19 protein-coding genes are annotated in these 23,962 nt (G+C 66.2%); 6 read left to right on the top strand and 13 right to left on the bottom strand.

The genetic code is table 11. From position 1 onward, the window contains the following. Nucleotides 1-33: 33 nt before the first annotated feature. The 4 genes from V1261_RS00565 to V1261_RS00580 all read right to left on the bottom strand — a co-directional run bounded on the left by V1261_RS00565 (nt 34) and on the right by V1261_RS00580 (nt 7,639). On the bottom strand, nt 34-204 hold the full coding sequence (locus V1261_RS00565) for a hypothetical protein (protein WP_018714553.1): 171 nt from the start codon (nt 202-204) through the stop codon (nt 34-36). 174 nt (nt 205-378) lie between these two features. Beyond that, nucleotides 379-1,857, bottom strand: a complete 1,479-nt coding sequence (locus V1261_RS00570; RefSeq protein ID WP_329769391.1) for a glutamate synthase subunit beta — start codon at nt 1,855-1,857, stop codon at nt 379-381. 36 nt (nt 1,858-1,893) lie between these two features. Beyond that, nucleotides 1,894-6,747 carry a glutamate synthase-related protein gene (locus V1261_RS00575; protein ID WP_329769392.1) on the bottom strand — a complete coding sequence of 1,618 codons (4,854 nt, stop codon included), beginning with the start codon at nt 6,745-6,747 and terminating at the stop codon, nt 1,894-1,896. 178 nt (nt 6,748-6,925) lie between these two features. Continuing rightward, complete coding sequence (locus V1261_RS00580; RefSeq protein ID WP_329769393.1) at nt 6,926-7,639, bottom strand: transposase; 714 nt, start codon at nt 7,637-7,639, stop codon at nt 6,926-6,928. Nucleotides 7,640-7,704: 65 nt separating this feature from the next. On the opposite strand from V1261_RS00580, the gene V1261_RS00585 reads away from it, so the two are divergent. The 3 genes from V1261_RS00585 to V1261_RS00595 are packed head-to-tail and all read left to right on the top strand — an operon-like array spanning nt 7,705 to nt 10,408. Continuing rightward, the gene (locus tag V1261_RS00585) at nt 7,705-8,727 is read left to right on the top strand and encodes a diacylglycerol/lipid kinase family protein (protein ID WP_329769395.1); all 1,023 of its coding nucleotides are present in this window, start codon (nt 7,705-7,707) and stop codon (nt 8,725-8,727) included. Between the two features lie 2 nt (nt 8,728-8,729). Continuing rightward, nucleotides 8,730-9,575: a metallophosphoesterase family protein gene (locus tag V1261_RS00590; RefSeq protein WP_329769397.1), complete on the top strand. Its 846-nt coding sequence runs from the start codon at nt 8,730-8,732 to the stop codon at nt 9,573-9,575. Continuing rightward, nucleotides 9,572-10,408: a phosphatase PAP2 family protein gene (locus tag V1261_RS00595; protein ID WP_329769399.1), complete on the top strand. Its 837-nt coding sequence runs from the start codon at nt 9,572-9,574 to the stop codon at nt 10,406-10,408. The genes V1261_RS00590 and V1261_RS00595 overlap by 4 nt, the downstream gene beginning before the upstream one ends. A 113-nt stretch (nt 10,409-10,521) precedes the next feature. Here V1261_RS00595 and V1261_RS00600 read toward each other — a convergent pair whose 3' ends face one another. Continuing rightward, complete coding sequence (locus tag V1261_RS00600) at nt 10,522-12,564, bottom strand: sigma-54-dependent Fis family transcriptional regulator (protein WP_329769401.1); 2,043 nt, start codon at nt 12,562-12,564, stop codon at nt 10,522-10,524. 328 nt (nt 12,565-12,892) lie between these two features. Here V1261_RS00600 and exaC point away from each other — a divergent pair, with 328 nt between their 5' ends. Further along, nucleotides 12,893-14,413 carry an acetaldehyde dehydrogenase ExaC gene (gene exaC, locus V1261_RS00605; protein WP_329769402.1) on the top strand — a complete coding sequence of 507 codons (1,521 nt, stop codon included), beginning with the start codon at nt 12,893-12,895 and terminating at the stop codon, nt 14,411-14,413. A gap of 52 nt (nt 14,414-14,465) precedes the next feature. Continuing rightward, on the top strand, nt 14,466-15,614 hold the full coding sequence (locus tag V1261_RS00610) for an iron-containing alcohol dehydrogenase (protein ID WP_018714562.1): 1,149 nt from the start codon (nt 14,466-14,468) through the stop codon (nt 15,612-15,614). A gap of 122 nt (nt 15,615-15,736) precedes the next feature. Here the strand turns inward: V1261_RS00610 and V1261_RS00615 are convergent, their stop codons facing one another. From V1261_RS00615 to V1261_RS00640, 6 genes are read right to left on the bottom strand one after another with little or no spacing between them, the layout of a single operon-like run. Then, the gene (locus tag V1261_RS00615; protein WP_018714563.1) at nt 15,737-16,480 is read right to left on the bottom strand and encodes a lysophospholipid acyltransferase family protein; all 744 of its coding nucleotides are present in this window, start codon (nt 16,478-16,480) and stop codon (nt 15,737-15,739) included. A 30-nt stretch (nt 16,481-16,510) separates the two neighbouring features. Beyond that, on the bottom strand, nt 16,511-17,830 hold the full coding sequence (locus V1261_RS00620; protein ID WP_329769405.1) for a dihydroorotase: 1,320 nt from the start codon (nt 17,828-17,830) through the stop codon (nt 16,511-16,513). A 12-nt stretch (nt 17,831-17,842) separates the two neighbouring features. Beyond that, nucleotides 17,843-18,805: an aspartate carbamoyltransferase catalytic subunit gene (locus tag V1261_RS00625; RefSeq protein ID WP_329769407.1), complete on the bottom strand. Its 963-nt coding sequence runs from the start codon at nt 18,803-18,805 to the stop codon at nt 17,843-17,845. Between the two features lie 29 nt (nt 18,806-18,834). Further along, entirely contained in the window at nt 18,835-19,356 is a 522-nt protein-coding gene (gene pyrR / locus V1261_RS00630; protein WP_329769408.1) for a bifunctional pyr operon transcriptional regulator/uracil phosphoribosyltransferase PyrR, read from the bottom strand. Continuing rightward, entirely contained in the window at nt 19,353-19,793 is a 441-nt protein-coding gene (gene ruvX / locus V1261_RS00635) for a Holliday junction resolvase RuvX (RefSeq protein WP_329769409.1), read from the bottom strand. Before ruvX ends, pyrR begins: the two co-directional genes overlap by 4 nt. Continuing rightward, nucleotides 19,793-20,392, bottom strand: coding sequence for a YqgE/AlgH family protein (locus tag V1261_RS00640; protein ID WP_329769410.1), 600 nt, complete (start codon nt 20,390-20,392; stop codon nt 19,793-19,795). The genes ruvX and V1261_RS00640 overlap by 1 nt, the downstream gene beginning before the upstream one ends. A gap of 45 nt (nt 20,393-20,437) precedes the next feature. Between V1261_RS00640 and V1261_RS00645 the strand changes: the two genes are divergently transcribed. Continuing rightward, a complete protein-coding gene (locus tag V1261_RS00645) occupies nt 20,438-21,946 on the top strand; it encodes a cryptochrome/photolyase family protein (RefSeq protein ID WP_329769411.1) in 1,509 nt (502 codons plus the stop codon). Nucleotides 21,947-21,952: 6 nt separating this feature from the next. Here V1261_RS00645 and V1261_RS00650 read toward each other — a convergent pair whose 3' ends face one another. Continuing rightward, a complete protein-coding gene (locus tag V1261_RS00650; protein WP_329769412.1) occupies nt 21,953-23,755 on the bottom strand; it encodes a hypothetical protein in 1,803 nt (600 codons plus the stop codon). A gap of 18 nt (nt 23,756-23,773) precedes the next feature. Continuing rightward, nucleotides 23,774-23,926, bottom strand: a complete 153-nt coding sequence (locus V1261_RS00655) for a rubredoxin (RefSeq protein WP_033394833.1) — start codon at nt 23,924-23,926, stop codon at nt 23,774-23,776. Between the last annotated feature and the right edge of the window lie 36 nt (nt 23,927-23,962).

The following is a 23,962-nucleotide window of genomic DNA, read 5'->3' on the forward strand; positions in this document are numbered from 1 at the left end:
CTTCTGCTGGCAGGCTGGTTCCTGTGCCTGCCCTTAATTGGGGTCCTTGGCGCGGGTGCGGGCCACGGCCGACAGGATACCCAGACCGAACAGGGTCACGGCACCGATGATGATGTACATCTCCGGCACGCCGGCGACAGAGGCACCCCAGGCCAGACCGCCAATGAAGATCAGGAAACCGATCATGTAGAGAACGAAAGACATGGCAACCTCCTCTTGTGTGTTTGTTGCATGGCCTTCATTCTGGTCGTCGGCATGGCAGTCCGCCATCGGCGCAGCGCTGATCCGCGTGTCGGATCAGGCCGACAGCACCACGACAAACAGCCCCTGTCTCCTTGCGGAGCAGGGGCTGTCTGGGCCGGGGAGATGCCGGATCGATCAGCGCGGCAGTACGCTGGCACCCATCAGGTACTGGTCCACCGCACGTGCCGCCTGGCGGCCTTCACGGATCGCCCAGACCACCAGCGACTGGCCACGGCGTACGTCACCCGCAGCGAACACGCCGGGCACGCTGGTGGCGTAGCCGCCCTGCTCGTCGGTCGTGGCGCGTGCGTTGTTGCGCGCATCGGCCTCGACGCCGAAGGACTTGAGCACGGTCGGCACCGGATGGACAAAGCCCATCGCCAGCAGCACCAGGTCGGCTGCCAGGGTTTCCTCGCTGCCCGGTACTTCGGTAGGCTTGCCGTCCTGCCATTCCAGGCGCACCGTCTTGACCGCCACCACGCGGCCCTTGTCCTTGCCGGTTCCGGCGACAAATTCCTTGGTGGCGATGGCGAATTCACGCGTACAGCCCTCGTCGTGGCTGGAACTGGTGCGCAGCTTGAGCGGCCAGTAGGGCCAGGTCAGCGGGCGGTTTTCTTCCTCGGGCGGCTGCGGCAGCAGCTCGAACTGGGTCACGCTGGCGGCGCCGTGGCGGTTGCTGGTGCCGACACAGTCGCTGCCGGTATCGCCACCGCCAATCACGATCACGTGCTTGCCATCGGCGCGCAGCTGCCTGGCCAGCTTGTCACCAGCATTGACCTTGTTCTGCTGCGGCAGGAATTCCATGGCGAAGTGCACGCCATCAAGCTGGCGGCCCGGCACCGGCAGGTCGCGGCTCTGCTCGCTGCCGGTGGTCAGCAGCACGGCATCGAAGTCCTTTTGCAGCTGTTTGGCGCTGATGCTGTCCTTGGCCCAGTTGGTGACCTTGCTGTCGGCCGGCCAGTCGCCCACCAGCACGCCGGTGCGGAATTCCACGCCTTCGGCCTGCATCTGCGCGATACGGCGGTCAATATGCGACTTCTCCAGCTTGAAATCGGGGATGCCGTAGCGCAGCAGGCCACCGATGCGATCGTTCTTCTCGAACACGGTGACGCTGTGGCCGACACGCGCCAGCTGCTGTGCCGCCGCCATGCCGGCGGGGCCGCCGCCAATCACGGCCACCTTCTTGCCGGTCTTCTGCGCCGCCACCTGCGGCACCACCCAGCCGTTGTCCCAGCCGCGATCGATGATGGCGTGCTCGATCGACTTGATGCCGACCGGGGACTTGTCGATGTTCAACGTGCAGGCGGCCTCGCACGGAGCCGGGCAGATGCGGCCGGTGAAGTCCGGGAAGTTGTTGGTGCTGTGCAGCACTTCCAGCGCATCCTGCCAGTCCTGCGCATAGACCAGGTTATTGAAGTCCGGGATGATGTTGTTGACCGGGCAGCCGCTGTTGCAGAACGGCGTGCCGCAGTCCATGCAGCGGGCCGCCTGCTGCTTCGCCTGCGCATCATCCAGGCCGATGACGAATTCGCGGTAGTGCTTCAGCCGTTCCTTGACCGGACGGTAGCCCTCTTCCAGCCGCTCATATTCCATGAATCCAGTGATTTTTCCCATGATCGTCTTCCGTTATCTGAGGTAGGTTGCGGGGGCTTACTCGGCCTTGCCGGTGCTCTTCTTGCTGGCGGCCGGCTTGCGCGCGGCGGGCTTGCGGGCAGCCGGCTTTTTCGCCGGGCCACCGGCCGACTTCATCTCGACGGCGGTGGCAGCGACCTGCTGCGTGATGTCCGGAATCGGGCTTTCGCCGGCACCGGTCTTGCCGCGTGCATGGATCTCGGCCAGGGCACGGCGGTACTCGTGCGGGAACACCTTGACGAACTTCTTCAGGCTGGCGTCCCAGTTCTCCAGGATGTCGCGGGCACGGCGGCTGCCGGTCCAGCGGCTGTGGTCCTGCAGCAGCTTCTTCAGCTGCTCCTCGTCGCTCTGGCCACGGTGCCAGATACCGGCATCGATGCTGGCCTGCTGCTCGTCAACCTTGAGTACCGGCTCCAGCGCCACCATGGCGGTGTTGCAGCGGCTGGCAAACTGGCCGTCCTCGTCGTAGACATAGGCGACACCGCCGCTCATGCCAGCAGCAAAGTTGCGGCCGGTCTTGCCCAGCACCGCCACGGTGCCACCAGTCATGTATTCGCAGCCATGGTCGCCGGTGCCTTCGACCACCGCAGTGGCACCGGACAGGCGCACGGCAAAGCGTTCGCCGGCGACACCGGCAAAGAAGGCCTCGCCGGTCGTCGCGCCGTAAAGCACGGTGTTGCCGACGATGATGTTCTCTGCAGCCAGTCCGGGGAAGTCCAGGCTCGGGCGCACCACCACGCGGCCACCACTCAGGCCCTTGCCGGTGTAGTCGTTGGCCTCGCCAATCAGGCTCAGCGTGATGCCCTTGCACAGGAAGGCGCCAAAGGACTGGCCGCCGGTACCTTCCAGCTGGATATGGATGCTGTCATCCGGCAGGCCCTCGGGGTGCACCTTGGTCACGGCACCGGACAGCATGGCACCGACAGTGCGGTTGACGTTGCGCGCATGCTCGATGAACTTGACCTTCTCGCCCTTCTCGATCGCCGGGCGGCACTTGTGGATCAGGGTCTGGTCCAGCGCCTTCTCCAGGCCGTGCTCCTGCGTATCGACATGCAGGCGTGCCACATCGGCCGCGACCTGCGGCTGGGCAAACAGGCGGCTGAAATCCAGGCCGCCGGCCTTCCAGTGCGCCAGGCCCTTCTGCATGTCGAGCAGGTCGCTGCGGCCGACCAGCTCATCGAACTTGCGGATACCGAGCTGGGCCATCAGCTGGCGCACTTCCTCGGCCACGAAGAAGAAGTAGTTGACCACGTGTTCGGGCTGGCCGCTGAACTTGGCGCGCAGCTGCGGATCCTGCGTGGCGACGCCGACCGGACAGGTGTTCAGGTGGCACTTGCGCATCATGATGCAGCCCTCAACCACCAGCGGTGCCGTGGCAAAGCCGACTTCATCGGCTCCCAGCAGCGCAGCGATGACGACATCGCGGCCGGTCTTCATCTGGCCGTCGGCCTGCACGCGCACGCGGCCACGCAGGCGGTTCAGCACCAGCGTCTGCTGGGTTTCGGCCAGGCCGATTTCCCACGGGCTGCCGGCATGCTTGATGGAGGACCAGGGCGAGGCACCGGTACCGCCGTCATGGCCTGCGATGACAATATGGTCGGCCTTGCACTTGGTGACGCCGGCGGCAATCGTGCCGACACCAACCTCGGACACCAGCTTGACGCTGATATCGGCATGCGGCGCGACGTTCTTCAGGTCGTGGATCAGCTGTGCCAGGTCCTCGATCGAGTAGATGTCGTGGTGCGGCGGTGGCGACACCAGCGTCACGCCCGGCACGCTGTGGCGCAGGAAGCCGATGTAGTCGCTCACCTTGCCGCCCGGCAGCTGGCCGCCCTCGCCCGGCTTGGCACCCTGCGCCATCTTGATCTGGATCTGGTCGGCACTGCTCAGGTACTCGGCGGTGACGCCGAAGCGGCCCGATGCCACCTGCTTGATCTTGCTGCGCAGGCTGTCACCGGCCTGCACGGCGATGTCGGCGGCGACCTTGTCACTGCCAATGATGGCGGCCAGCGTGGTCTGCTGCGTGATCGGGATGCCTTTCAGCTCGTTGCGATAGCGCGCCGGGTCCTCGCCGCCCTCGCCGGTATTGCTCTTGCCGCCAATGCGGTTCATCGCCAGCGCCAGCGTGGCATGCGCCTCAGTCGAAATCGAGCCGAGCGACATGGCGCCGGTGGCAAAGCGCTTGACGATCTCGGCTGCCGGTTCGACTTCTTCCAGCGGAATCACCGCGGCCGGGTCGAAACGGAACTCGAACAGGCCGCGCAGCGTCATGTGGCGACGGCTCTGGTCGTTGATGATCTGGGCGTATTCCTTGTAGGTGTTGAAGTTGTTGGCACGCGTGCTGTGCTGCAGCTTGGCAATCGCGTCCGGCGTCCACATGTGCTCCTCGCCGCGCGTGCGCCAGGCGTACTCGCCACCGGCATCGAGCGCCTTGGCCAGCACCGGGTCATTGCCAAACGCGGCACGGTGCAGGCGCAGCGCTTCCTCGGCGATCTCGAACACGCCAATGCCCTCGACGCGGCTGGCGGTGCCGGTAAAGTACTTCTGCACGGTGGCGGTGTTCAGGCCGATCGCCTCGAACAGCTGCGCACCGCAGTAGCTCATGTAGGTGCTCACGCCCATCTTGGACATGATCTTGCTCAGGCCCTTGCCGATCGCCTTGATGTAGTTGTAGATCGCCTTCTCGGCGCTCAGCTCGCCCGGCAGCTCCTGGTGGATGTTCTGCAGCGTTTCCAGCGCCAGATACGGGTGCACGGCTTCGGCACCGTAGCCGGCCAGCACGGCAAAGTGGTGCACCTCGCGCGCCGATCCGGTCTCCACCACCAGGCCGGTGGTGGTGCGCAGGCCGGAACGCACCAGGTGCTGGTGGATCGCCGACAGCGCCAGCAGCGCCGGCACCGCCACGCGGTCCGGGCCCATGGCTCGGTCACTGATGATCAGGATGTTGTGGATACCGCTGACGTTGTTGTTGCCGGAAGTGACCGCATCCACGGCTTCCGCGCACAGCGAAGCCAGCTTGGCCTCGACGCCATCGGCACCCCATTCCACCGGGTAGGTGATGTCCAGCGTGTAGCTGCTGAACTTGCGCTGGGTGTGCTCGGCGATGTCGCGCAGGCGCGCCATGTCGTCAAAGTCGAGGATAGGCTGGGCCACCTCGAGACGCATCGGCGGGTTCACCTGGTTGATGTCCAGCAGGTTCGGCTTGGGGCCGATAAAGGACACCAGCGACATCACGATGGCTTCGCGGATCGGATCGATCGGCGGGTTGGTGACCTGGGCAAACAACTGGCGGAAATAGTTGGCCAGCGGCTTGCTGCGATCCGACAGCACGGCCAGCGGGCTGTCGTTGCCCATGGAGCCGATGCCTTCCTCGCCCTGTGCCGCCATCGGTGCCATCAGGAACTTGATGTCTTCCTGGCTGTAGCCAAAAGCCTGCTGCGCATCCAGCAACGACACACCAGCATTCCCCTGGTTACGCACCACGTTCTTCACCGGCAGGTCGTGCAGGCCGATGCGCAGGTTCTCGATCCACTGCTTGTAGGGCTTGCCGTTCGACATCTGCGACTTGATTTCCTCGTCGTCGATCATGCGGCCCTGCTCGAAATCGATCAGGAACATCTTGCCTGGCTGCAGGCGCCACTTCTTGACGATCTTGTGCTCGGGCACCGGCAGCACGCCGGATTCGGAGCCCATGATGACGAAGCCGTCATCGGTGACGCAATAGCGCGCCGGACGCAAGCCGTTGCGGTCCAGCGTGGCGCCAATCTGGCGGCCATCGGTGAACACCAGCGAGGCCGGGCCGTCCCAGGGCTCGAGCATGGCAGCGTGGTACTCGTAGAAGGCGCGGCGGCGCGCGTCCATGGTCTCGTGCTGCTCCCAGGGCTCGGGAATCATCATCATCACGGCCTGGCTGATCGGGTAGCCGGCCATGGTCAGCAGTTCCAGGCAGTTGTCGAACGTAGCGGTATCGGACTGGCCGGCGAAGCTGATCGGGTACAGCTTCTGCAGGTCCTCGCCCAGCACCGGGGAGGACATCACGCCTTCACGCGCCAGCATCCAGTTGTAGTTGCCCTTGACGGTGTTGATCTCGCCGTTGTGCGCGACATAGCGGTAGGGGTGCGCCAACGGCCACTCGGGGAAGGTGTTGGTGGAGAAGCGCTGGTGCACCAGGCCCAGCGCCGAAACGCAGCGTTCGTCGGCCAGGTCGTCGTAGTAGACGCCGACCTGATCCGCCAGCAGCAGACCCTTGTACACCACGGTACGGCTGCTCATGCTGGGCACGTAATATTCCTTGCTGTACTTGAGCTGCAGCTTCTGGATGTTGGCGCTGGCGGTCTTGCGGATCACGTACAGCTTGCGCTCCAGCGCGTCCTGCACGATGACGTCCGCGCCACGGCCGACGAACACCTGGCGGATCACCGGCTCCTTCTCGCGCACCGCCGGCGACATGGGCATCTCGGCGTTGACCGGCACATCACGCCAACCCAGCACCACCTGGCCTTCGGCCTTGATGGCGCGCTCCATTTCCTGTTCGCAAGCCAGGCGACTGGCGTGCTCCTTGGGCAGGAAGATCATGCCGACGCCGTATTCGCCCACTGGCGGCAGTTCCACGCCCTGCTGGCCCATCTCCTCGCGATAGAGCGCATCGGGTAACTGGATCAGGATGCCGGCACCGTCGCCCATCAGCTTGTCGGCACCGACGGCACCGCGGTGGTCCAGGTTCTCCAGGATCTTCAGCGCCTGCGTCACGATGTCATGGCTTTTCTCGCCACGGATGTGGGCGACAAAGCCCACGCCACAGGCGTCATGCTCCTGGCCAGCGGCATACAGGCCGTGTTGTTCCAGATGGTGTTTTTCTGCAGAGATGGTCATGGTGTGCATCCAGTCCGTGGAAAGAATCAAGCGCAAAAATCATTGCAACGCAGCAAGAATACGGCAAAAAATTTCCCCTGAAAAAGAAAATAAAAGGGGTCTGACCCTAATTAATTCATGATCAAATTTATAGGAAATTAAATAGGGACAGATTTAAATCAAGGACAGGAAAAGAGTTTCAGGCGTCTGCCGCGGGTGCTTCCACTGCCGGCTTGCGCGGACGACCAGGAGATTTTTTTTCCAGCCGGCGGCCGGTCAGCTGTTGCAGCGCTTGCACAAAGGCTTCCGAGCCCTGTACCCAGCCCTGCCGGGCCGCCTGCTGCAGCTGCTGGCTGCGCTGCTGCACCGCGGCATCGTCAAGCAGCTGGCGATACGCCGCCTCGCGTGCAAACGGGGTGTTGCCCAGTGCCCAGACCTGCGGCGGCACGGCGATCTGGCGCTCACTGCGCAGCCCGGCATAGTGGGCACAGCTGGACCAGGGGTAATCTTCCGGCTGCTGCACCAGGCCGGCCTGCAGCGGCAAGCGATCCAGGCTGGCCATGGCTGCCAGCAGACTGTGCTCCGGATCGAGCACGGTGCCACGGTAGCGTCCTTCCCACAACGTGCCACTGCGCAGGTGGGCGGCGTTGAAATGGCGCACATGGCCGCGTCCCAGATCCTGCATCATGCGCGGCAGCGCCTGCGCATCGGGTGGCGTCAGGATCAGCTGGAATTCATCCGGCAGCAGCACCCAGGCATGCAGTCCTACACGATGGCGCGCTGCCGACTCGCGCACCAGTGCCAGCAGATGCTGGTAATCTGCCTGGGTGATACAGATGGACTGGCGGTTGTTGCCGCGCTGGATGATGTGGTGCGGGTAGCCCGGCACGCACAGTCTGGCCAGTCTAGCCATGTGCGAAACTCCCTGTCGTGAGCGGCTGATGCCGTTTGCGCTGATAGTGTAAGGCCGTCAACCCGATGAACCCCGACCGTATGGCGCTCCGTCCGGACGCCCCGCTGCACGTGCTGATGAATGCCGGCTCCGGCAGTCTGGATGAGAGCCATCCGGACGAATTGCGCACGGCGCTGCAAGCCTCCGGCCGACGCTGGAAGCTGGTGGCACTGGAGCCAGCCGATATCGAACAATCCGCCCGCATTGCCGTGGCCGAGGCCAAGCACGCCGGCGCCATCGTGGTCGCCGCCGGTGGCGACGGCACCATCAACGCCGTGGCCAATGCCGTCAGTGACAGCGGCTGCGTGATGGGCGTGCTGCCCGAAGGCACTTTCAACTATTTCTGCCGTGCCCACGGCATTGCCACCGATCCGGTCGAGGCGCTGCAACAGTTGCTGCACGGCAAGCTGGTGCCAGTGCAGGCCGGCCGCATCAACGGCCACCTGTTCCTGGTGAATGCCAGCCTCGGCCTCTACCCGCTGCTGCTGGAAGACCGCGAACGCTTCAAGGCCACCCTCGGCCGCAGCCGGCTGGTGGCCGGGCTGGCCGCCATCTACAGCATGCTGCGGCGCCCGGTGCAGATGACGCTGGCCATGAGTGGCCAGGCCGACGGCGGCAGCAGCCAGCTGCCCGGCCAGCGCATTTTCCGCACGCCGACACTGTTCGTCGGCAACAACGCACTGCAGTTGCAGCAGATTGGCCTGCTGCCAGCCTCTGAAGGCGATGCCCTGCCGACGCTCGATCAGGAGCTGCATGCGGTGGTGCTGGCTCCGGTGAGTACGCTGCGCCTGTTCTGGCTGGCGCTGCGCGGCGCGCTCGGCTCGCTGGGCGAGGAGCCGGAATCGGTCTGGCACTTCCCGTTCCGCCAGCTGCAGGTACACCGCCACGGCTATCCCGGCCAGACCCAGGTGCAGGTCGCCACCGATGGCGAGGTGCGCTGGATGCGTACGCCGCTGCGCTTCGAGATCGTGCCCGAGGCCCTGCAGCTGATCGTGCCGGACCCGGACCGGCTGCGCCCCATGAATCCGCAAGACCCGAAAGCCCCCTGACGATGACGACCCTGCTGCAGATTTCCGATACCCACTTTGGCACCGAACAGCCCGCCGTGCTGCAGGCCCTGCGCGCATTGGCCGAAGCCGAGCAGGTGCAGCATGTGCTGCTCGCCGGCGACATCACCATGCGCGCCCGGCGCGGCCAGTTCGCGGCCGCCCGCGCCTTCATGGACAGCCTGCCGGTGCAGACGCGCATGGCCCTGCCCGGCAACCATGACATCTCGCTGTGGTTGCCCTGGCGCCGCTTTCTGTGGCCCTATCGCCTCTTCCAGAAGTATTTCCCCACCGCCTTTGATGCCGACGGCGTGATCCACTGGGATCTGGGCCCCATCCAGCTGATCGGCGTGCGCACCACGCGGCGTTACCGGCATATCCAGGGTGAGGCTTCGCAGGCACAGATCGCCAACGTCAGCCGGCGTCTGCGCGCACTGCCCGACACGGCGCTCAAGCTGGTGGCCGTCCACCAGCCGGCGCTGGTGATCGAAGAAGAGGAGCGCAAAAACCTGTTGCGTGGCGCCGCGCACGCCAATGCGACCTGGCGCGCCGCCGGGGCACTGGGTGTGCTCGGCGGCCACATCCATGAACCGTATGTGGAGCTGATCCCGCCCGGGCCGGACGATGCGCCCGGCGCGCTCTGGGCCCTACAATCCGGCACGGCTGTTTCCGACCGCATCCGCGACAACTACCCGAATTCCGTGAATCTGCTCCGCCCTGCCACCGCCGCCCCGCAAGGCCATCTGCACAATCCCCTGCAACTGCTGGAGCCGCAATGGCAGGTCGAGCGCTGGGACTTCGACGCCAGCCTGCAGGCCTTTACCTGCGTTGCCACCACCTGGCTGCGATGAACAGCGCCCTGCTGCCCAACAGCCCCGATGCCCTGGCCACGCAGAGCGCGTTCTGGACCTCGGTGGCCCTGCAATGGGGACAGGCGCCGGGCATGGTATTCATTCTCTGGCTGCTGCTGGTGGCCGCCACCGCCTTGCCCCTCTGCGCATTCATGCAACGCGACAGCGCCATCCGCAGGCCGCTGCATGCACCGCTGGGCAGTGCCGCCATCGTCTGGATGGTGCTGGCCGCCACACTCTGGAGCGCCCTGGCCTGGCAGGTGACGCACGACGGGCCGGTCACGCGGCTGGACACCGCTCTTGCCCATACGCTCAGCCTGCACGTGCATCCGGCGCTGTTGACGTTGTTCGGTACGGTGAGCCATCTGGCGGATACCCCGGTGCTGACGGCCGCCTGCATTGTCGGTGCCGTACTCCTCGCCTGGCGCGGCGAGCGGAAGATGGCGGCGGGCTGGGTCTGGGCCATCGCAGGCAATGCCCTGCTCAACGTGATGCTCAAGCAATGGGTGGGCCGCGTGCGGCCCTCGCATGTGGAGGGCTACACCATGGCGGGCGGCCTGAGCTTTCCGAGCGGCCACAGTTCGGGTTCGCTGGTGGCCTACGGCATGCTTGCGTGGATGCTGCTGCACCTGCACCCCGGCTGGCCCTGCCGGCTACGCGTTGCCGTGCTCACCGCTGCTGCGCTGGCAGTGGCCGCCGTGGGCTACAGCCGCATCGGGCTGCAGGTGCACTATCTGACCGATGTGCTGGGCGGCTGGCTTTCCGGGAGCCTGTGGCTGGCAGGCAGCATGGGACTGGTGCGGGCGCTGGAGCGGCGCGAGAGGGCCGCCTGATCTGGGCGCCGTTCGTCCAAGCGTCTCGCACGTGTGTCAGCCAGGGATTGCGGGCGGAATGTTCGTGCGCTTGCTGTAACGCAGTCCACACGCGCCTGCCAGCGCCCCTTCGCTCACGCCCCGTCCGGGCGCTTTCGCATAATCCTTCGGTAAAAGGTATTGCGGCTGATGCCGAGCCGGCGCGCAGCGAGCGAGAGATTTCCCTCCGCCTCGCGCAGGGCCTGCTCCATCACGTCGCGCGTGTATTGCGCCAGCGGCACGCAACCCGCGCGCAGGCGAGATAATTCGCCCTCCTCGATGACTGCCGTTCGTGTTGTGGCAAAACCCGGGTCGGCGCTCCGGCGATGTCCGTATGGCATATCCTGTGGCGCGCCAGCGCCCGGGGCCTGCCGCGCCTCCTGCAGCTCCTGCACCAGATCGTCCGGCAGGTGCTCCATGCCGATCACGCAGGCATCATCGAGCAGCGCCACCGTGGTGCGCAGCGTGTTGTCGAGCTGGCGCAGATTGCCTGGCCAGGGATGCTGGCGCAGCACGCGCGCCAGCTCCGGATCCAGTTCGATCGCACGATGCGGCGCATGCCGTTGCAGCATGCGCTGCACCAGCGCATCCCAGTCGCTGCGCTGGCGCAGCGCCGGCAGATGCAGGGTCAATCCATTCAGGCGCCAGTACAGGTCGGCACGGAAACGCCCTGCAGCCACCTCTTCCTTCAGGTCGCGGTGCGTGGCACACACCAGCGCAAAATCCACCGCCACCGGCTGGCCACCCCCCAGCGGCACTACCTGACGCTCCTGCAACACGCGCAGCAGCCGCGTCTGCATGGCCAGCGGCATATCGCCGATCTCGTCCAGAAACAGCGTGCCTCGGTGCGCCTGGCGAATGCTTCCCGGCGCGCCCTCGCGCCGCGCACCGGTGTAGGCGCCAGGAGCATAGCCGAACAGCTCGGCCTCGATCAGATTTTCCGGCAAGGCCGCGCAATTCACCGCCACAAAGGCCTGCTCACGCCGCTGGCTGCTGGCGTGGATGGCCTTGGCCAGCACCTCCTTGCCCGAACCGGATTCGCCATGCAGCAGCACGGCAATCGGCTTGTCCAGCACCTTGCGCGCCTTCTCCAGCACGCCGTGCCAGGCTGCATCGCCGGTATCCAGCGCCTGCAACGCATCCGGCTCGCGGCTGATGCTGCGGCTCGGCATATCCAGCGTGGCCGCACGCGACCAGCCCTGTTCCACCCGCACATGCAGCACCGGCACCGCAGGCGCGCTCAGGCAGCGCAGCCGCAAGGGCGCCGGGCTGCGATGGCTGGCGCGCAGCAAGTGTTCGCGGTCCGCGTCCACCACCTGCTCCAGCCGCACCCGACCCAGCTGACTGGCACGCAGGTTGAGCAATGCCAGCGCCGCCTGGTTGGCACCCACCAGCACGCCTTCTTCCGACAGTGCCAGCACACCCTCGGCCAGCGTGCCGATGCCTTCGGCCAGCGGATGCACGTGCAGCCGCATGTGCCGCCCGTGGCAGGCGTCGAACAGGCGGTTCTCGATCATCTGGGTGGCCGCACGCACCATGCTGAATGTGTGCGGATGCCGGCTGCTGCGCTCGCCGGACATGTTGAGCACGCCCAGCACACTGCCATCGGGCGCCACCACGGGCGCCGCTGCGCAGGTCAGAAAAGTGTTGCACTCCAGGAAGTGCTCCGCCCCGTGCACCACCACCGGCACGCCTTCTGCCAGCGCAGTTCCCACCGCATTGGTGCCGCGGTACTGCTCGTGCCAGCTCGCTCCAGGCATCAGTGCCACGCGCTCGGCCCGCGTCATGAAACCGGGATCGCCCAGCGCATGCAGCAGCAGGCCATCGGCATCGGCCAGCAGCAGCACACTGCCACTGCCGCGCGTCTGTCCATGCAGGTATTCCATCACCGGACGGGCGTGGGCCAGCAGTTGGTGCTGGCGTTCGGTGGCACGCTCGACTTCGAAGCGCGAGAGATGCGGCACGTGCGGGCGCATGCCGAAGGCATCCACGCCGGCAGCGAGGCTGCGCCGCCACGAACGCGACACGTGCGCCAGCGATGCGGGCAGCAGATCCTCGGGCTGCGCATCGCGCTCGTACAGCGCGTGGCGGGCCCGGCGCAACAGGGCGTCTGATTCGACAGTGCCAAGTGCGGTCATGGCTGTCTCCTTGTGCAGGACGGTACGGATCCTGCTTTTTCTGTCATTGAGCAGTCGATGCTAGCACGCAAGGCCTCGGCGCCGTGTTGGCGTTTGCACTGTGCCAAAACGGAACACCTGGTACACCGGGGACACGTCCGGGCTGGTACAGATGGCGCACCCTGGCGCAACCACCGGGTACTCCGGAGCACCACAAACAGCCATCCAGGCCACCAGATCTCCGGACAAACCCGCAGGTCCGCGAAGTTGGCACATCGCTTGCAAGAAGCAGGTCGACGGCGCAACTGCCGCCGTTGCAAACCACAACCGACATCCAAGGAGACACCCCATGATCTATCCCGCACCCGGCCAAGCAGGCGCCCCGCTGCAATTCAAGGCCAAGTACGACAACTTCATCAACGGCCAGTGGACGCCGCCGGTGAAAGGCGAATATTTCGACAACATCACCCCGATCAACGGCCAGGCCTACTGCCAGGCGGCCCGCTCCACCGCCGAAGACATCGAGCGCGCCCTCGACGCCGCCCATGCCGCAGCCGACGCCTGGGGCAAGACTTCCGCCACCGAGCGCAGCAACATCCTGCTGAAGATCGCCGACCGCATCGAGGCCAACCTGGAAAAGCTGGCCTACGCCGAAACCGTGGACAACGGCAAGCCGATACGCGAAACGCTGAATGCCGACATTCCGCTGGCCGCAGACCACTTCCGCTACTTCGCCGGCTGCCTGCGCGCGCAGGAAGGCCACATGTCGGAGATCGACGCCAACACGGTCGCCTACCACTTCCAGGAACCGCTGGGCGTGGTCGGCCAGATCATCCCCTGGAACTTCCCGATCCTGATGGCCGCCTGGAAACTGGCCCCTGCCCTGGGCGCCGGCAACTGCGTGGTGCTCAAGCCGGCCGAGTCGACCCCTACCAGCATTCTGGTGCTGACCGAGCTGATCGCCGACCTGCTGCCACCCGGCGTGCTCAACGTGGTGAACGGCTTCGGCCGCGAGGCCGGCATGCCGCTGGCCACCAGCCGCCGCATTGCCAAGATCGCCTTCACCGGCTCCACGGCCACCGGCCGGGTGATTGCCCAGGCCGCTGCCAACAACCTGATTCCCGCGACGCTGGAGCTGGGCGGCAAGTCCCCCAACATCTTCTTTGCCGACATCATGGACAAGGACGATGCCTTCCTCGACAAGGCGATCGAAGGCCTGGTGCTGTTCGCCTTCAACCAGGGCGAGGTCTGCACCTGTCCCTCGCGCGCCGTGATCCAGGAATCGATCTACGACCGCTTCATCGAGCGCTGCCTGCAGCGCGTGGCCGCCATCAAGCAGGGCAACCCGCTGGATACCGACACCATGCTGGGCGCACAGGCGAGCAAGGTCCAGCTGGAAAAGATCAGCAGCTATCTGGAACTGGGCAAGCAGGAAGGCGCGCAGGTGCTGATCGGCGGCGCGCCGGCCCAACTGGAAGGCGACCTGGCTGGCGGCTACTACGTGCAGCCCACGCTGTTCAAGGGCCACAACAGGATGCGCATCTTCCAGGAGGAAATCTTCGGCCCGGTGCTGGCCGTGACCACCTTCAAGGACGAAGCCGAGGCGCTGGAAATCGCCAACGACACGCTGTACGGCCTGGGCGCCGGCGTGTGGAGCCGCAACGGCAACGTCGCCTACCGCATGGGCCGTGGCATCAAGGCCGGCCGCGTATGGACCAACTGTTACCACGCCTATCCGGCGCACGCTGCCTTCGGCGGCTACAAGGAATCCGGCATCGGCCGTGAAAACCACAAGATGATGCTCGACCACTACCAGCAGACCAAGAACCTGCTGGTCAGCTACAGCGAAAACAAGCTGGGCTTCTTCTGACCCCTGCAGTTCCCATCCTCTGGCTTTTTTCCATACCTACAAGGAGACTCCCATGTCCGTATCCCATTTCTTCATGCCCGTGCAGAACATCATCGGCCCCGGCGCACTCGACGAGGCGCTGCAGATCGTCGGCAAGATGGGCTTTCGCAAGGCCCTGATCGTGACCGACCCCGGCCTGAGCAAGATCGGTGTGGCCAACACCGTGTCCGACAAGCTGGCAGCCCAGGGCATTCCCGCCACCGTGTTTGACGGTGCCCAGCCCAACCCGACCGTGAGCAACGTCAATGCCGGCCTGGAAGCACTGAAGGCGGCGCAGGCCGATCTGGTGGTGTCGCTGGGCGGCGGCTCCTCGCATGACTGCGCCAAGGGCATTGCGCTGGTCGCGGCCAACGGCGGCAAGATCGAGGACTACGAGGGCGTGGACAAGTCCGCCAAGCCGCAGCTGCCACTGCTGGCGGTCAACACCACGGCCGGCACGGCATCCGAGATGACGCGCTTCACCATCATCACCGACGAGACGCGCCACGTGAAAATGGCCATTGTCGACAAGCACGTCACCCCCTTCCTGTCGGTAAACGACTCCAGCATGATGGAAGGCATGCCGGCCTCGCTGACCGCCGCCACCGGCATGGATGCGCTGACGCACGCGGTCGAATCCTATGTCTCCACCGCCGCCACGCCGCTGACCGATGCCTGCGCCGTCAAGGCCATCGAACTGATCGCACGCTACCTGCCCACCGCCGTGAGCGAGCCGAAGAACCAGGAAGCGCGCGAGAAGATGGCCTATGCGCAGTTCCTGGCCGGCATGGCCTTCAACAACGCCTCGCTTGGTTACGTGCATGCCATGGCGCACCAGCTCGGCGGCTTCTACGACCTGCCGCACGGCGTCTGCAACGCGCTGCTGCTGCCGCATGTCGAGGCCTTCAACATGAGCGCTGCTTCCGGCAAGCTCAACGAAGTCGGCGCCATTCTGCAGGCCAACAACCCGCAACTGGCGGGTCTGGATCCGGTGGCGGCCATCAAGAAGCTGGCCGATATCGTCGGCATTCCGAAATCGCTGGAAGAGCTGGGCGTGAAGCGCGAGGACTTCGACGTGCTGGCCGCAAACGCGCTCAAGGACGTGTGCGGATTCACCAACCCGGTGCAGGCCAGCCACGCCGAGATCGTCGGCATCTTTGCCGAGGCCTACGGTCCGCGCTGATCGTCCTGGCTCCTGTTGCGCTGGCCTGGATGCCAGCGTTTGCCCCCGCTGCCCTGCGTCCTGACGCAGCACGCGGGGGCGTTTTTTATAGCGGCAGAACTTGGGGCGCCCTTATCGCTCGCTCAGCGCCGCAATTCCGCCACCGTCCGCTGCAAATCCTGCGCCCACTGCTGCCGGCTGCGCCCCTGCGCCCGCTCCGGCTCGCCAAAGGTCACGCGTGCCACCACGCCCTCGGCGCGCACCGTGCGCCAGAGTGATTCCAGCAGCGTGTCGTCCCCGATGTAGCACGGCGCCTGGCTCAGCCTTCCCTGCGCATCCAGAAACTGCAGCGCCACCGGCTGCACCGGCGCATCCACGCTGATGGCGGCCTGCAGCAGGTTGGCGTGGAAGGGCAGCAGATCGACACCGTCGCTGGTCGTCCCTTCGGGGAAGAAGGCCAGCACATCGCCCTGCTGCAGCCGCTCCGCCATGGTGTGCAGCACGCGGTGTGCATCACGGCGCGAGGTGCGCTGCAGGTACAGCGTATCGGCCGAGTCCGCCAGACGACCGACCACCGGCCAGTGCTTCACTTCCGACTTGGAAATGAAACGGCAGAAGCGGATCGCATGGATGGTCGGGATGTCCACCCAGGAAATGTGATTGGCCACCAGCATCAGGCCATCCGGCCCGGCCTCGGCCGGAGTGCCACGCACCTGCAGCGTGATGCCGCAGCGGCGCACCGCCTCGGCCGCCCAGCGCTGCACGGTGGCCCGGCGCTCGGCCTCGCCCAGGCGCGGAAAGCGCGTATAGACGATCCAGAAGCCCGCAAGAATGTGGGCCAGCAGACGCCACAGGCGCCCCAGGCCACGCCAGGTGTTTGTCTCCATTTTTTTCTTCCCGGACTCTGGCTGCGGAAATCAGGCCGGCTGCGCCACCTTGCTGCGTTCTGCTTCGAAGGCGATCTGGCCATCCACCACGGTCGCACGCACGCGACCCTGCAGTTCGAAGCCCTGGAACGGCGTGAACTTGCCCTGGCTGCGCAGCGCCTGCGGCGTCACCTGCCAGAGCTGCTCCGGATCCCAGATGCAGATGTCAGCCATGCCGCCCACCACCAGTTGGCCGGCACTGGCCGACAGCGTGCCGAGCGACTGGCCCAGCACTTGGGCAGAACGGTGGGTCACGGTAGCCAGCGTCTGCAACGGGTGCAGGCCGTCTTCTGCGGCCCACTTGAGCGCCAGTGCCAGCAGCAGTTCGACGCCGGTGGCACCGGGCGCGGCTTCGGCAAACGGCAGCACCTTGGCATCGGCCTCCATTGGCGTGTGGTCGCTGACCAGCGCATCGATCGTGCCATCGGCCAGGCCGGCACGCAGCGCCGCCCGATCGGACGGCTGGCGCAGCGGCGGACACAGGCGCGCCCGGCTGTCAAAATAGCCGATATCGGCTTCGGCCAGATGCAGCGAGTTGATGCTGATGTCGCAGCTCAGCGGCAGGCCGGCTGCCTTGGCCTGACGCACCAGCTCCACGGCTGCCGCACTGGACAGGCGGCACAGGTGCACGCGCGCGCCGGTGACCTTCATCAGCTCGACGATGGTCATGATGGCAATGGTTTCGGCCAGTACCGGCACGCCGGACAGGCCCATGCGCGTGGCCAGCGCACCGGCCGCGGCCACGCCGCCGCCAAGCCAGGCATCTTCGGGACGCAGCCAGACGGTATAGCCAAAGGTGGCGGCGTACTGGAAGGCGCGCTGCAGCACCTGGGTGTTGCGCACCACCACATCGGCCTGCGAGAAGCCGACACAGCCGGATTCGGTCAGCGAAGCCATCTCGGTCAGCACCTCGCCCTGCAGGTTGCGCGTCAGCGCGCCCAGCGGAAAGACCCGGCTCTGGCGCAGGCGCGAAGCGCGGAAGCGCAGCATCTCGACCAGGCCGGGCTCGTCCAGTACCGGATCGGTATCGGGCGGGCAGACCAGGCTGGTCACGCCGCCGGCCACGGCGGCAGCCAGTTCGCTTTCGAGCATGTGGGCATGCTCCTGGCCGGGCTCGCGCAGGCGCACGCCCAGATCGACCAGCCCCGGCAACACCCAGCAGCCGCTGGCATCCAGGGTGCGCTGCGGCGCAAAGTCCTGCGGCAGGCGCCCGATCCCGATGATGCGACCGGAGGCAATGGCGATATCGGCCAGCTGGTCGGTTCCGTCTGCCGGGTTGAGGACCCGGCCACCCTGAATGCGGATTTTCATGCGTTGTCTCTCTCAGGCGTCATGGCTGGCGACGATGCTCATCACGGCCATGCGCACGGCAATACCGAAAGTCACCTGCGGCAGGATCACGCTTTGCGCGCCATCGACCACGGCAGAATCGATTTCCACGCCGCGGTTGATCGGGCCCGGGTGCATCACGATGGCATCGGGCTTGGCGCGCAGCAGTTTCTCGGGCGTCAGGCCGAAACTGTGGAAGTATTCCTGGCTGCTGGGCAGCAGCGCACCGCTCATGCGCTCGTTCTGCAGGCGCAGCATGATGACCACGTCACAGTCGCGGATACCCTCTTCCAGCTCATGGAAGACCTGCACGCCCAGCTGGGCAAAGCTGGCCGGCACCAGGGTCTTCGGGCCGACCACACGCACCTCGGGGCAACCGAGCGTGGTCAGCGCATGGATGTCGCTGCGCGCCACGCGCGAGTGCAGCACGTCGCCGACGATGGCGACGCGCAGGTTGGTGAAATCGCCCTTGTAGTGGCGGATCGTGTACATGTCGAGCAGGCCTTGCGTCGGGTGCGCGTGGCGGCCGTCACCGGCGTTGACCACGTGCACATGCGGTGCCACGTTCTGCGCGATCAGGTAGGGGGCGCCACTCTCGCTGTGGCGCACGACAAAGATGTCGGCCGCCATCGCGCTCAGGTTGGCGATGGTATCGAGCAGGCTCTCGCCCTTGGAGGCCGAGGAACGCGCGATGTCCAGGTTGAACACGTCGGCGCTCAGGCGCTTGGCGGCAATCTCGAAGGTGGTGCGGGTGCGCGTGCTGTTCTCGAAGAACAGGTTGAACACGCTCTTGCCGCGCAGCAGCGGCACCTTCTTGACCTCGCGGTCGTTGATGCTGACGAATTGCGCTGCCGTATCGAGGATGTGCGTGAGGTGCTCGCGCGACAGCCCTTCGGTGGACAGCAGGTGGATCATTTCACCGTTGCTGTTGAGCTGGGGATTCTTGGAGAGGAACATGGAGGCTTTCCCGGATCAAGAAAGGAAAATCAGGCTTTGCTGGGCTTGAGGCGGAAGCTGAAGCTGCCGTCGGTACCGCGCAGCAGCGCCAGCGACTGCGTGGATGGCAGCAGCAGGCGTGCTGCCGCGATATCGGCATCGACCGGCAGCTGGCGGCCGCCACGGTCCACCAGTACCGCCAGCCGCACGCTGGCCGGGCGACCGTAGTCGAAGATCTCGTTGAGCGCGGCGCGGATGGTACGGCCGGTATAGAGCACGTCATCCAGCAGCAGGATGTGTGCGCCTTCCACCTCGAACGGCAGCTGGGTCTGCGCCGTCACGGCCATGCCGCGCTTGGCAAAGTCGTCACGGTGCATGGCGGTGGAGATGGTGCCCACGGCATCCAGCCCCCACTGCTGCTGCAGGCGCTCGACCATCCAGGCACCGCCGGACGTGATACCGGCGAGCTTCAGTTCGGGCGTACGGATGCGTTCAATCTGCTGGCTCAGGGTCTGGAACAGGGCTTCGGCGTCCAGCATCAGGGCGCCACTGGCGGGTGTGGTATCGGTCATGGAATCGGGTTCAGGAATTGTTCAAGAATGATACAGGCTGCGGCCGCATCGGCATCGGCAGCACCACGGGAAAGCGCCTCGGTGGTGGTGTAGCGCTCGTCCACGGTAAACACCGGTAGCTTGAAACGCGTGGCCAGCTGCTTGCCGAAGGCAATCGCCTTTTTCGTGTTCTGGTGTGCCGCGCCATCCGGGTGCCAGGGAATGCCCAGCACCAGTGCCTCGGGTTGCCACTCCTGCAGCACGGCAGCGACGGCGGCAAAGCGCTCATCGCCCTGCGCGGTGATGCTCTTGCACGGGCTGGCGGTGCCGAGGATGCGGTTGCCCACGGCTACGCCGGTACGCTTCTTGCCGTAATCGAGCGCCAGAAAGCTCTGGTAGCGCTCGGGCGGCACCGCTGGCGGCTGGCCGGGTTGCTGGAACAGGTCTTCCGGTTGCATCAGGCGCTCCCGGCGGCGCTGGACAGCATCCAGGACTGGATGCCGAGCAGTGCCAGCGCACGCTCGTAGCGCTGCTCCAGCGGCACTTCGAACAGGACGTCGGCACTGGCTGGCACGGTGAGCCAGCTGTTGCGCAGCAGTTCGTCCTCGAGCTGGCCGCCGTCCCAGGCGGAATAGCCGAGCGTGAACAGCAGTTGCGGCGGACCACCGCCTTCGGCCATGTCCTGCAGGATGTCGCGCGAGGTGGTGACCTGCAGGCCATCGGGCAAGGTCAAGCTGGAGGTGTAGCGCGAGAGCTGGCTGTCGGGATCCTCGAGCCGGTGATGCAGCACAAAGCCGCGCTCGGGCTGTACCGGGCCACCCCACAACACGGCCGATCCGGCCAGGTCAGGGCGATGCAGCGGCAGGCCCATGGTGTCAAACAGGTCATCCAGCAGCACGCCGTCGGCCGTCTTGTTGATGCACAAGCCCAAGGCACCCTCGGGGCCATGCTCGCAGATGTAGACCACGCTGCCAGCGAAGGCATCATCCTCCATGCCCGGCATCGCGATCAGGAAATGCTGTGCCAATTGCAGAGCTGGTGCAGAATCTGTAGCCATATCCCGATTCTAGAGGTTTCACGCCCGCCTGGCGCTCCCTGACGCATGACCCCGATCCCCGCTCAACCCGAATTCGCCTCCGGCCTGATGTGGTTCCGGCGTGACCTGCGCTGCCACGACAATCCCGCGCTGTGGCTGGCGCTGCGCAGCTGCCGCAAGGTCTATTGCGTGTTCACCTGGGACAGCGACATGCTGGACCCGCTGCCGCGCTCGGACCGGCGTGTCGAGTTCATCCACCACAGTCTGGAGGAGCTGGACAGCCAGCTGCGCCGGCTGGCACAGATCCATGGCGTGCCCGATGCCGAACACGCCGGCCTGATCTTCCTGCAGGGCCGCGCCCAGGTGCTGCTGCCCGAACTGGCCTACAGCCTGGGCGTGCAGGCCGTGTTTGCCAACCACGACGAGGAACCGGCCACCATGGCGCGCGACAACCAGGTACGTGGCGGCCTGTCGGACCGTGGCATCTCACTGCGCACCTGCAAGGACCACGTGATCTTTGGCCGCGACGAACTGCTCACCGCCAACCAGACGCCGTTCACCAGCTTTGCGCCCTACCAGGAACACTGGCTGGCCCAGCTCACGCCGTGGTACCTGCGCAGCTACCCGAGCTCGCAGTACAGCCACCGGCTCACCGCGCGGCCACCAGCCTGGCGTCAGCCGCCACCGTCGTTGGAGGCACTCGGTTTCCATGCCACCAATCTGGATGACCTTCCGATTTACCCCGGCACCAGCGGCGCGCATCGCCAGTGGGAAGAATTCATGCACCGCATGCAGGATTTTCCGCAGCGGCGCCAGTTTCCGGCGGTGCGTGGCCCGAGCTACCTGGGCGCGCACCTGCGCTTTGGCACACTCAGCATCCGCGAAGCGGCACGCAGCGCGCGCGAGCGCCAGTTGCAGGGCGATGCCGGCGCCGGCGAATGGCTGGCCCAGCTGGCACAGCGCGATTACTGCATCCAGCTGCTCTACCACCTGCCGCAGCTGACTGAAAAAGCCTTCCACGCCGGGCTGGACCGCCTGCCCTGGGACCATGGCCCGCACGGCAAGAAGCTGTTCCAGGCCTGGTGCGAGGGCCAGACCGGCTACCCGCTGATCGATGCCGCCATGCGCCAGCTGCAGCAAAGCGGCTATATGCACCACCAGTTGCGCGTGCTGACGGCCAACTTTTTGACGCGCCACCTGAACGTGGACTGGCGCTGGGGCCTGCGCCATTTCGAGACCTACCTGAACGATGCCGAACTCGCCAGCAACCTGCTCGGCTGGCAGTGGGCCGCCGGCGTCGGACCGGACGCCCTGCCCTGGTTCCGCATTTTTGATCCCGTGCGGCAGAGCGAACGGCTGGATCCGCATGGCAAGTTCATCCGGCGCTATCTGCCGGAACTGGCAGCGCTGCCGGACGAAGACCTGCATGCACCCTGGGAGGCGGGACCGATCGAACTGCAGGCGGCCGGCGTGATCCTGGGCAACAGCTATCCGAAACCGATTGTGGATGTGAAGGCTTCGCGCCGTGCCGCACTGGAGCGGCGTGCCAGCCTGCGCGGCGAGCATAAGCGCTGAGGCCGCTCAGGCGTCTGGCACCAGCGCCGCGCCGACGGCGAATACTGCCTGCTGCAGCTCGGCCAGGCGTTCGGCCTGGCCCTGGCCGGTAGCGCGCACCAGGCTGCAGGCGCCCATGGCCTGACGGATGGCCTGCTGCAGCGCGTCGGCATCGATCTGGCTGGCGACATCCAGCTGCGACTGCAGCAGGCGCAGGCATTCGGCACCAGCGCCTTCGTTGTCCGGGCGCGCCTGCCAGTGGCGCAGCACCGCCTGCAGCTGCATCTGCCGATCGCGGATCTCGTCCAGCAGCACCTGACGCAGCACCGCGGCCTGGGCCTGGCGCCGCTGCGCTGGCTCGGCCGGCGCATGCACTGTCAGCGTGGGCGCAGCGGCGGCCACCGGTGCCGGCAGCTGTACCAGGCTCGGCCATTCGACCAGCGGCAGCACCATGCGGGCATGGCGGCTCGGCACTGCCAGCGCCGCCAGCTCACGCAGCAGCTGCGGCGGCAGCGGACGTGACAGGTCGGCGGCAAACTGGTGCAGGCCAAGGCGCAGCACCTCGGCGCCGCTGCGCAGCGTCTGCAGGCCATGGCTGTTGATCGAGCGACGGCAACGTACGCCATGCAAGGCGCGCTCCATGCCATGTGCCAGCGTGGCCAGCTCCTGCAGCCCCACGGCAGCGGCACCCGAGGCCAGCTGCTCGGCCAGGCCAATGGCATCGTCCGGGAAGGCACTGCCGGGCTCGAGCGCCCATTCCTGCAGCGTCACCAGCAGCTGGCGCGACCAGTCATCGGCATCCTGCAGAAAGCAGTTGTAGAGATGGATCGGCAGCCGCTGCTCGCCACTGCCGCGCAATTCGTCAGCCGGCAGGCAGGCGGCCAGCTTTTGCAGCCAAGCGCGCTGCGGCGTGATGTCCACCTGCACCACCACCGGCTCCTGCTGCAATGGCAGCACGCCGTAATGCGATGCCAGTGCGCGCGCCAGCGTGGCGCTGCTGCCGGCAGGCAGGCGCGACATGCCATCGTGCAGCAGGTAGAGCATCATGCCGGCCAGGCGATGGTGCACCGCTTCATCGTCCGGCTGGCCTTGTTCCAGCCGTGCCTGCCGCGTAGTCACGCCGGCCAGCAGGCGGCGTACAAACAGGTCCCAGGGCAGCACTGCCAGCGCCAGCAGCTGCGTCACGCCGGCCAGCAGCTGCCAGAAGGCGCGTTCGGCCTCGGGCTGACTGCCCTGCTGCATGCGGGCTCCGGCCAGTGCAAACAGCTCGCGCGTGCCACTGCCGCCATGGCTGCGGAACAGGCGCAGCACGGTGGCGTACAGGTCAGGTTCCGGTCTATCGGCATCAAAACCGCCCGGTGCCAGATCCAGCCATTGCCAGTCGGAACGGCTCACGGCCCAGAGGTCGGAAGCCTCGATGCGGCGCAGGCCGGCCAGATCAGCCAGCAGGCGGTAGCTCGACAACAGCTCGCGCGCATCTTCATAGGCCGCCGGCGCATCGGCCGCATGCCATTCCAGATAACCGCGCAGCGCATCGGTCGCCACCTGCAGCAGGCCGATCGCCTGCGCGCCGCCATCGGGCTGGCGCGGTGCACCGGCCGCCGCCAGGGCCAGCGTCAGCGCATACCAGGACGATGCCGGACGCTGCTGCTGCGCCAGGCTGACCGCCAGCTGGCGGTACTGCAGCGTCAACGGCTCCCACTGGAGCTCATGCAGCGGTGCCTGCAGCAGCGACAGCGCCGCATCCAGCGCCGGCAGGCTCGGCGGTTCAGACCAGACCGTGCGCGATGACGGCTGGGCAGGCAGGGGTGACAGCTGGCCGGCGCTCATGACAGGGTCAGCGCCGGGTCAGAACACGGCCATCTGGAAATCGGCCTTGCCACCATCGCATTCGGGGCATTTCCAGTCATCCGGCACGTCTTCCCAGCGCGTGCCGGCGGGGATGCCATGTTCGGGATCGCCCACGGCTTCATCGTAAATCCAGCCACAAATCAGGCACATCCAGGTTTTGGGTTCGGCCACGCCACACTCCAGTTT

It is taken from the genome of Brachymonas sp. J145, from assembly GCF_036312245.1.
Taxonomy (GTDB): Bacteria; Pseudomonadota; Gammaproteobacteria; order Burkholderiales; family Burkholderiaceae_C; genus Brachymonas; species Brachymonas wangyanguii.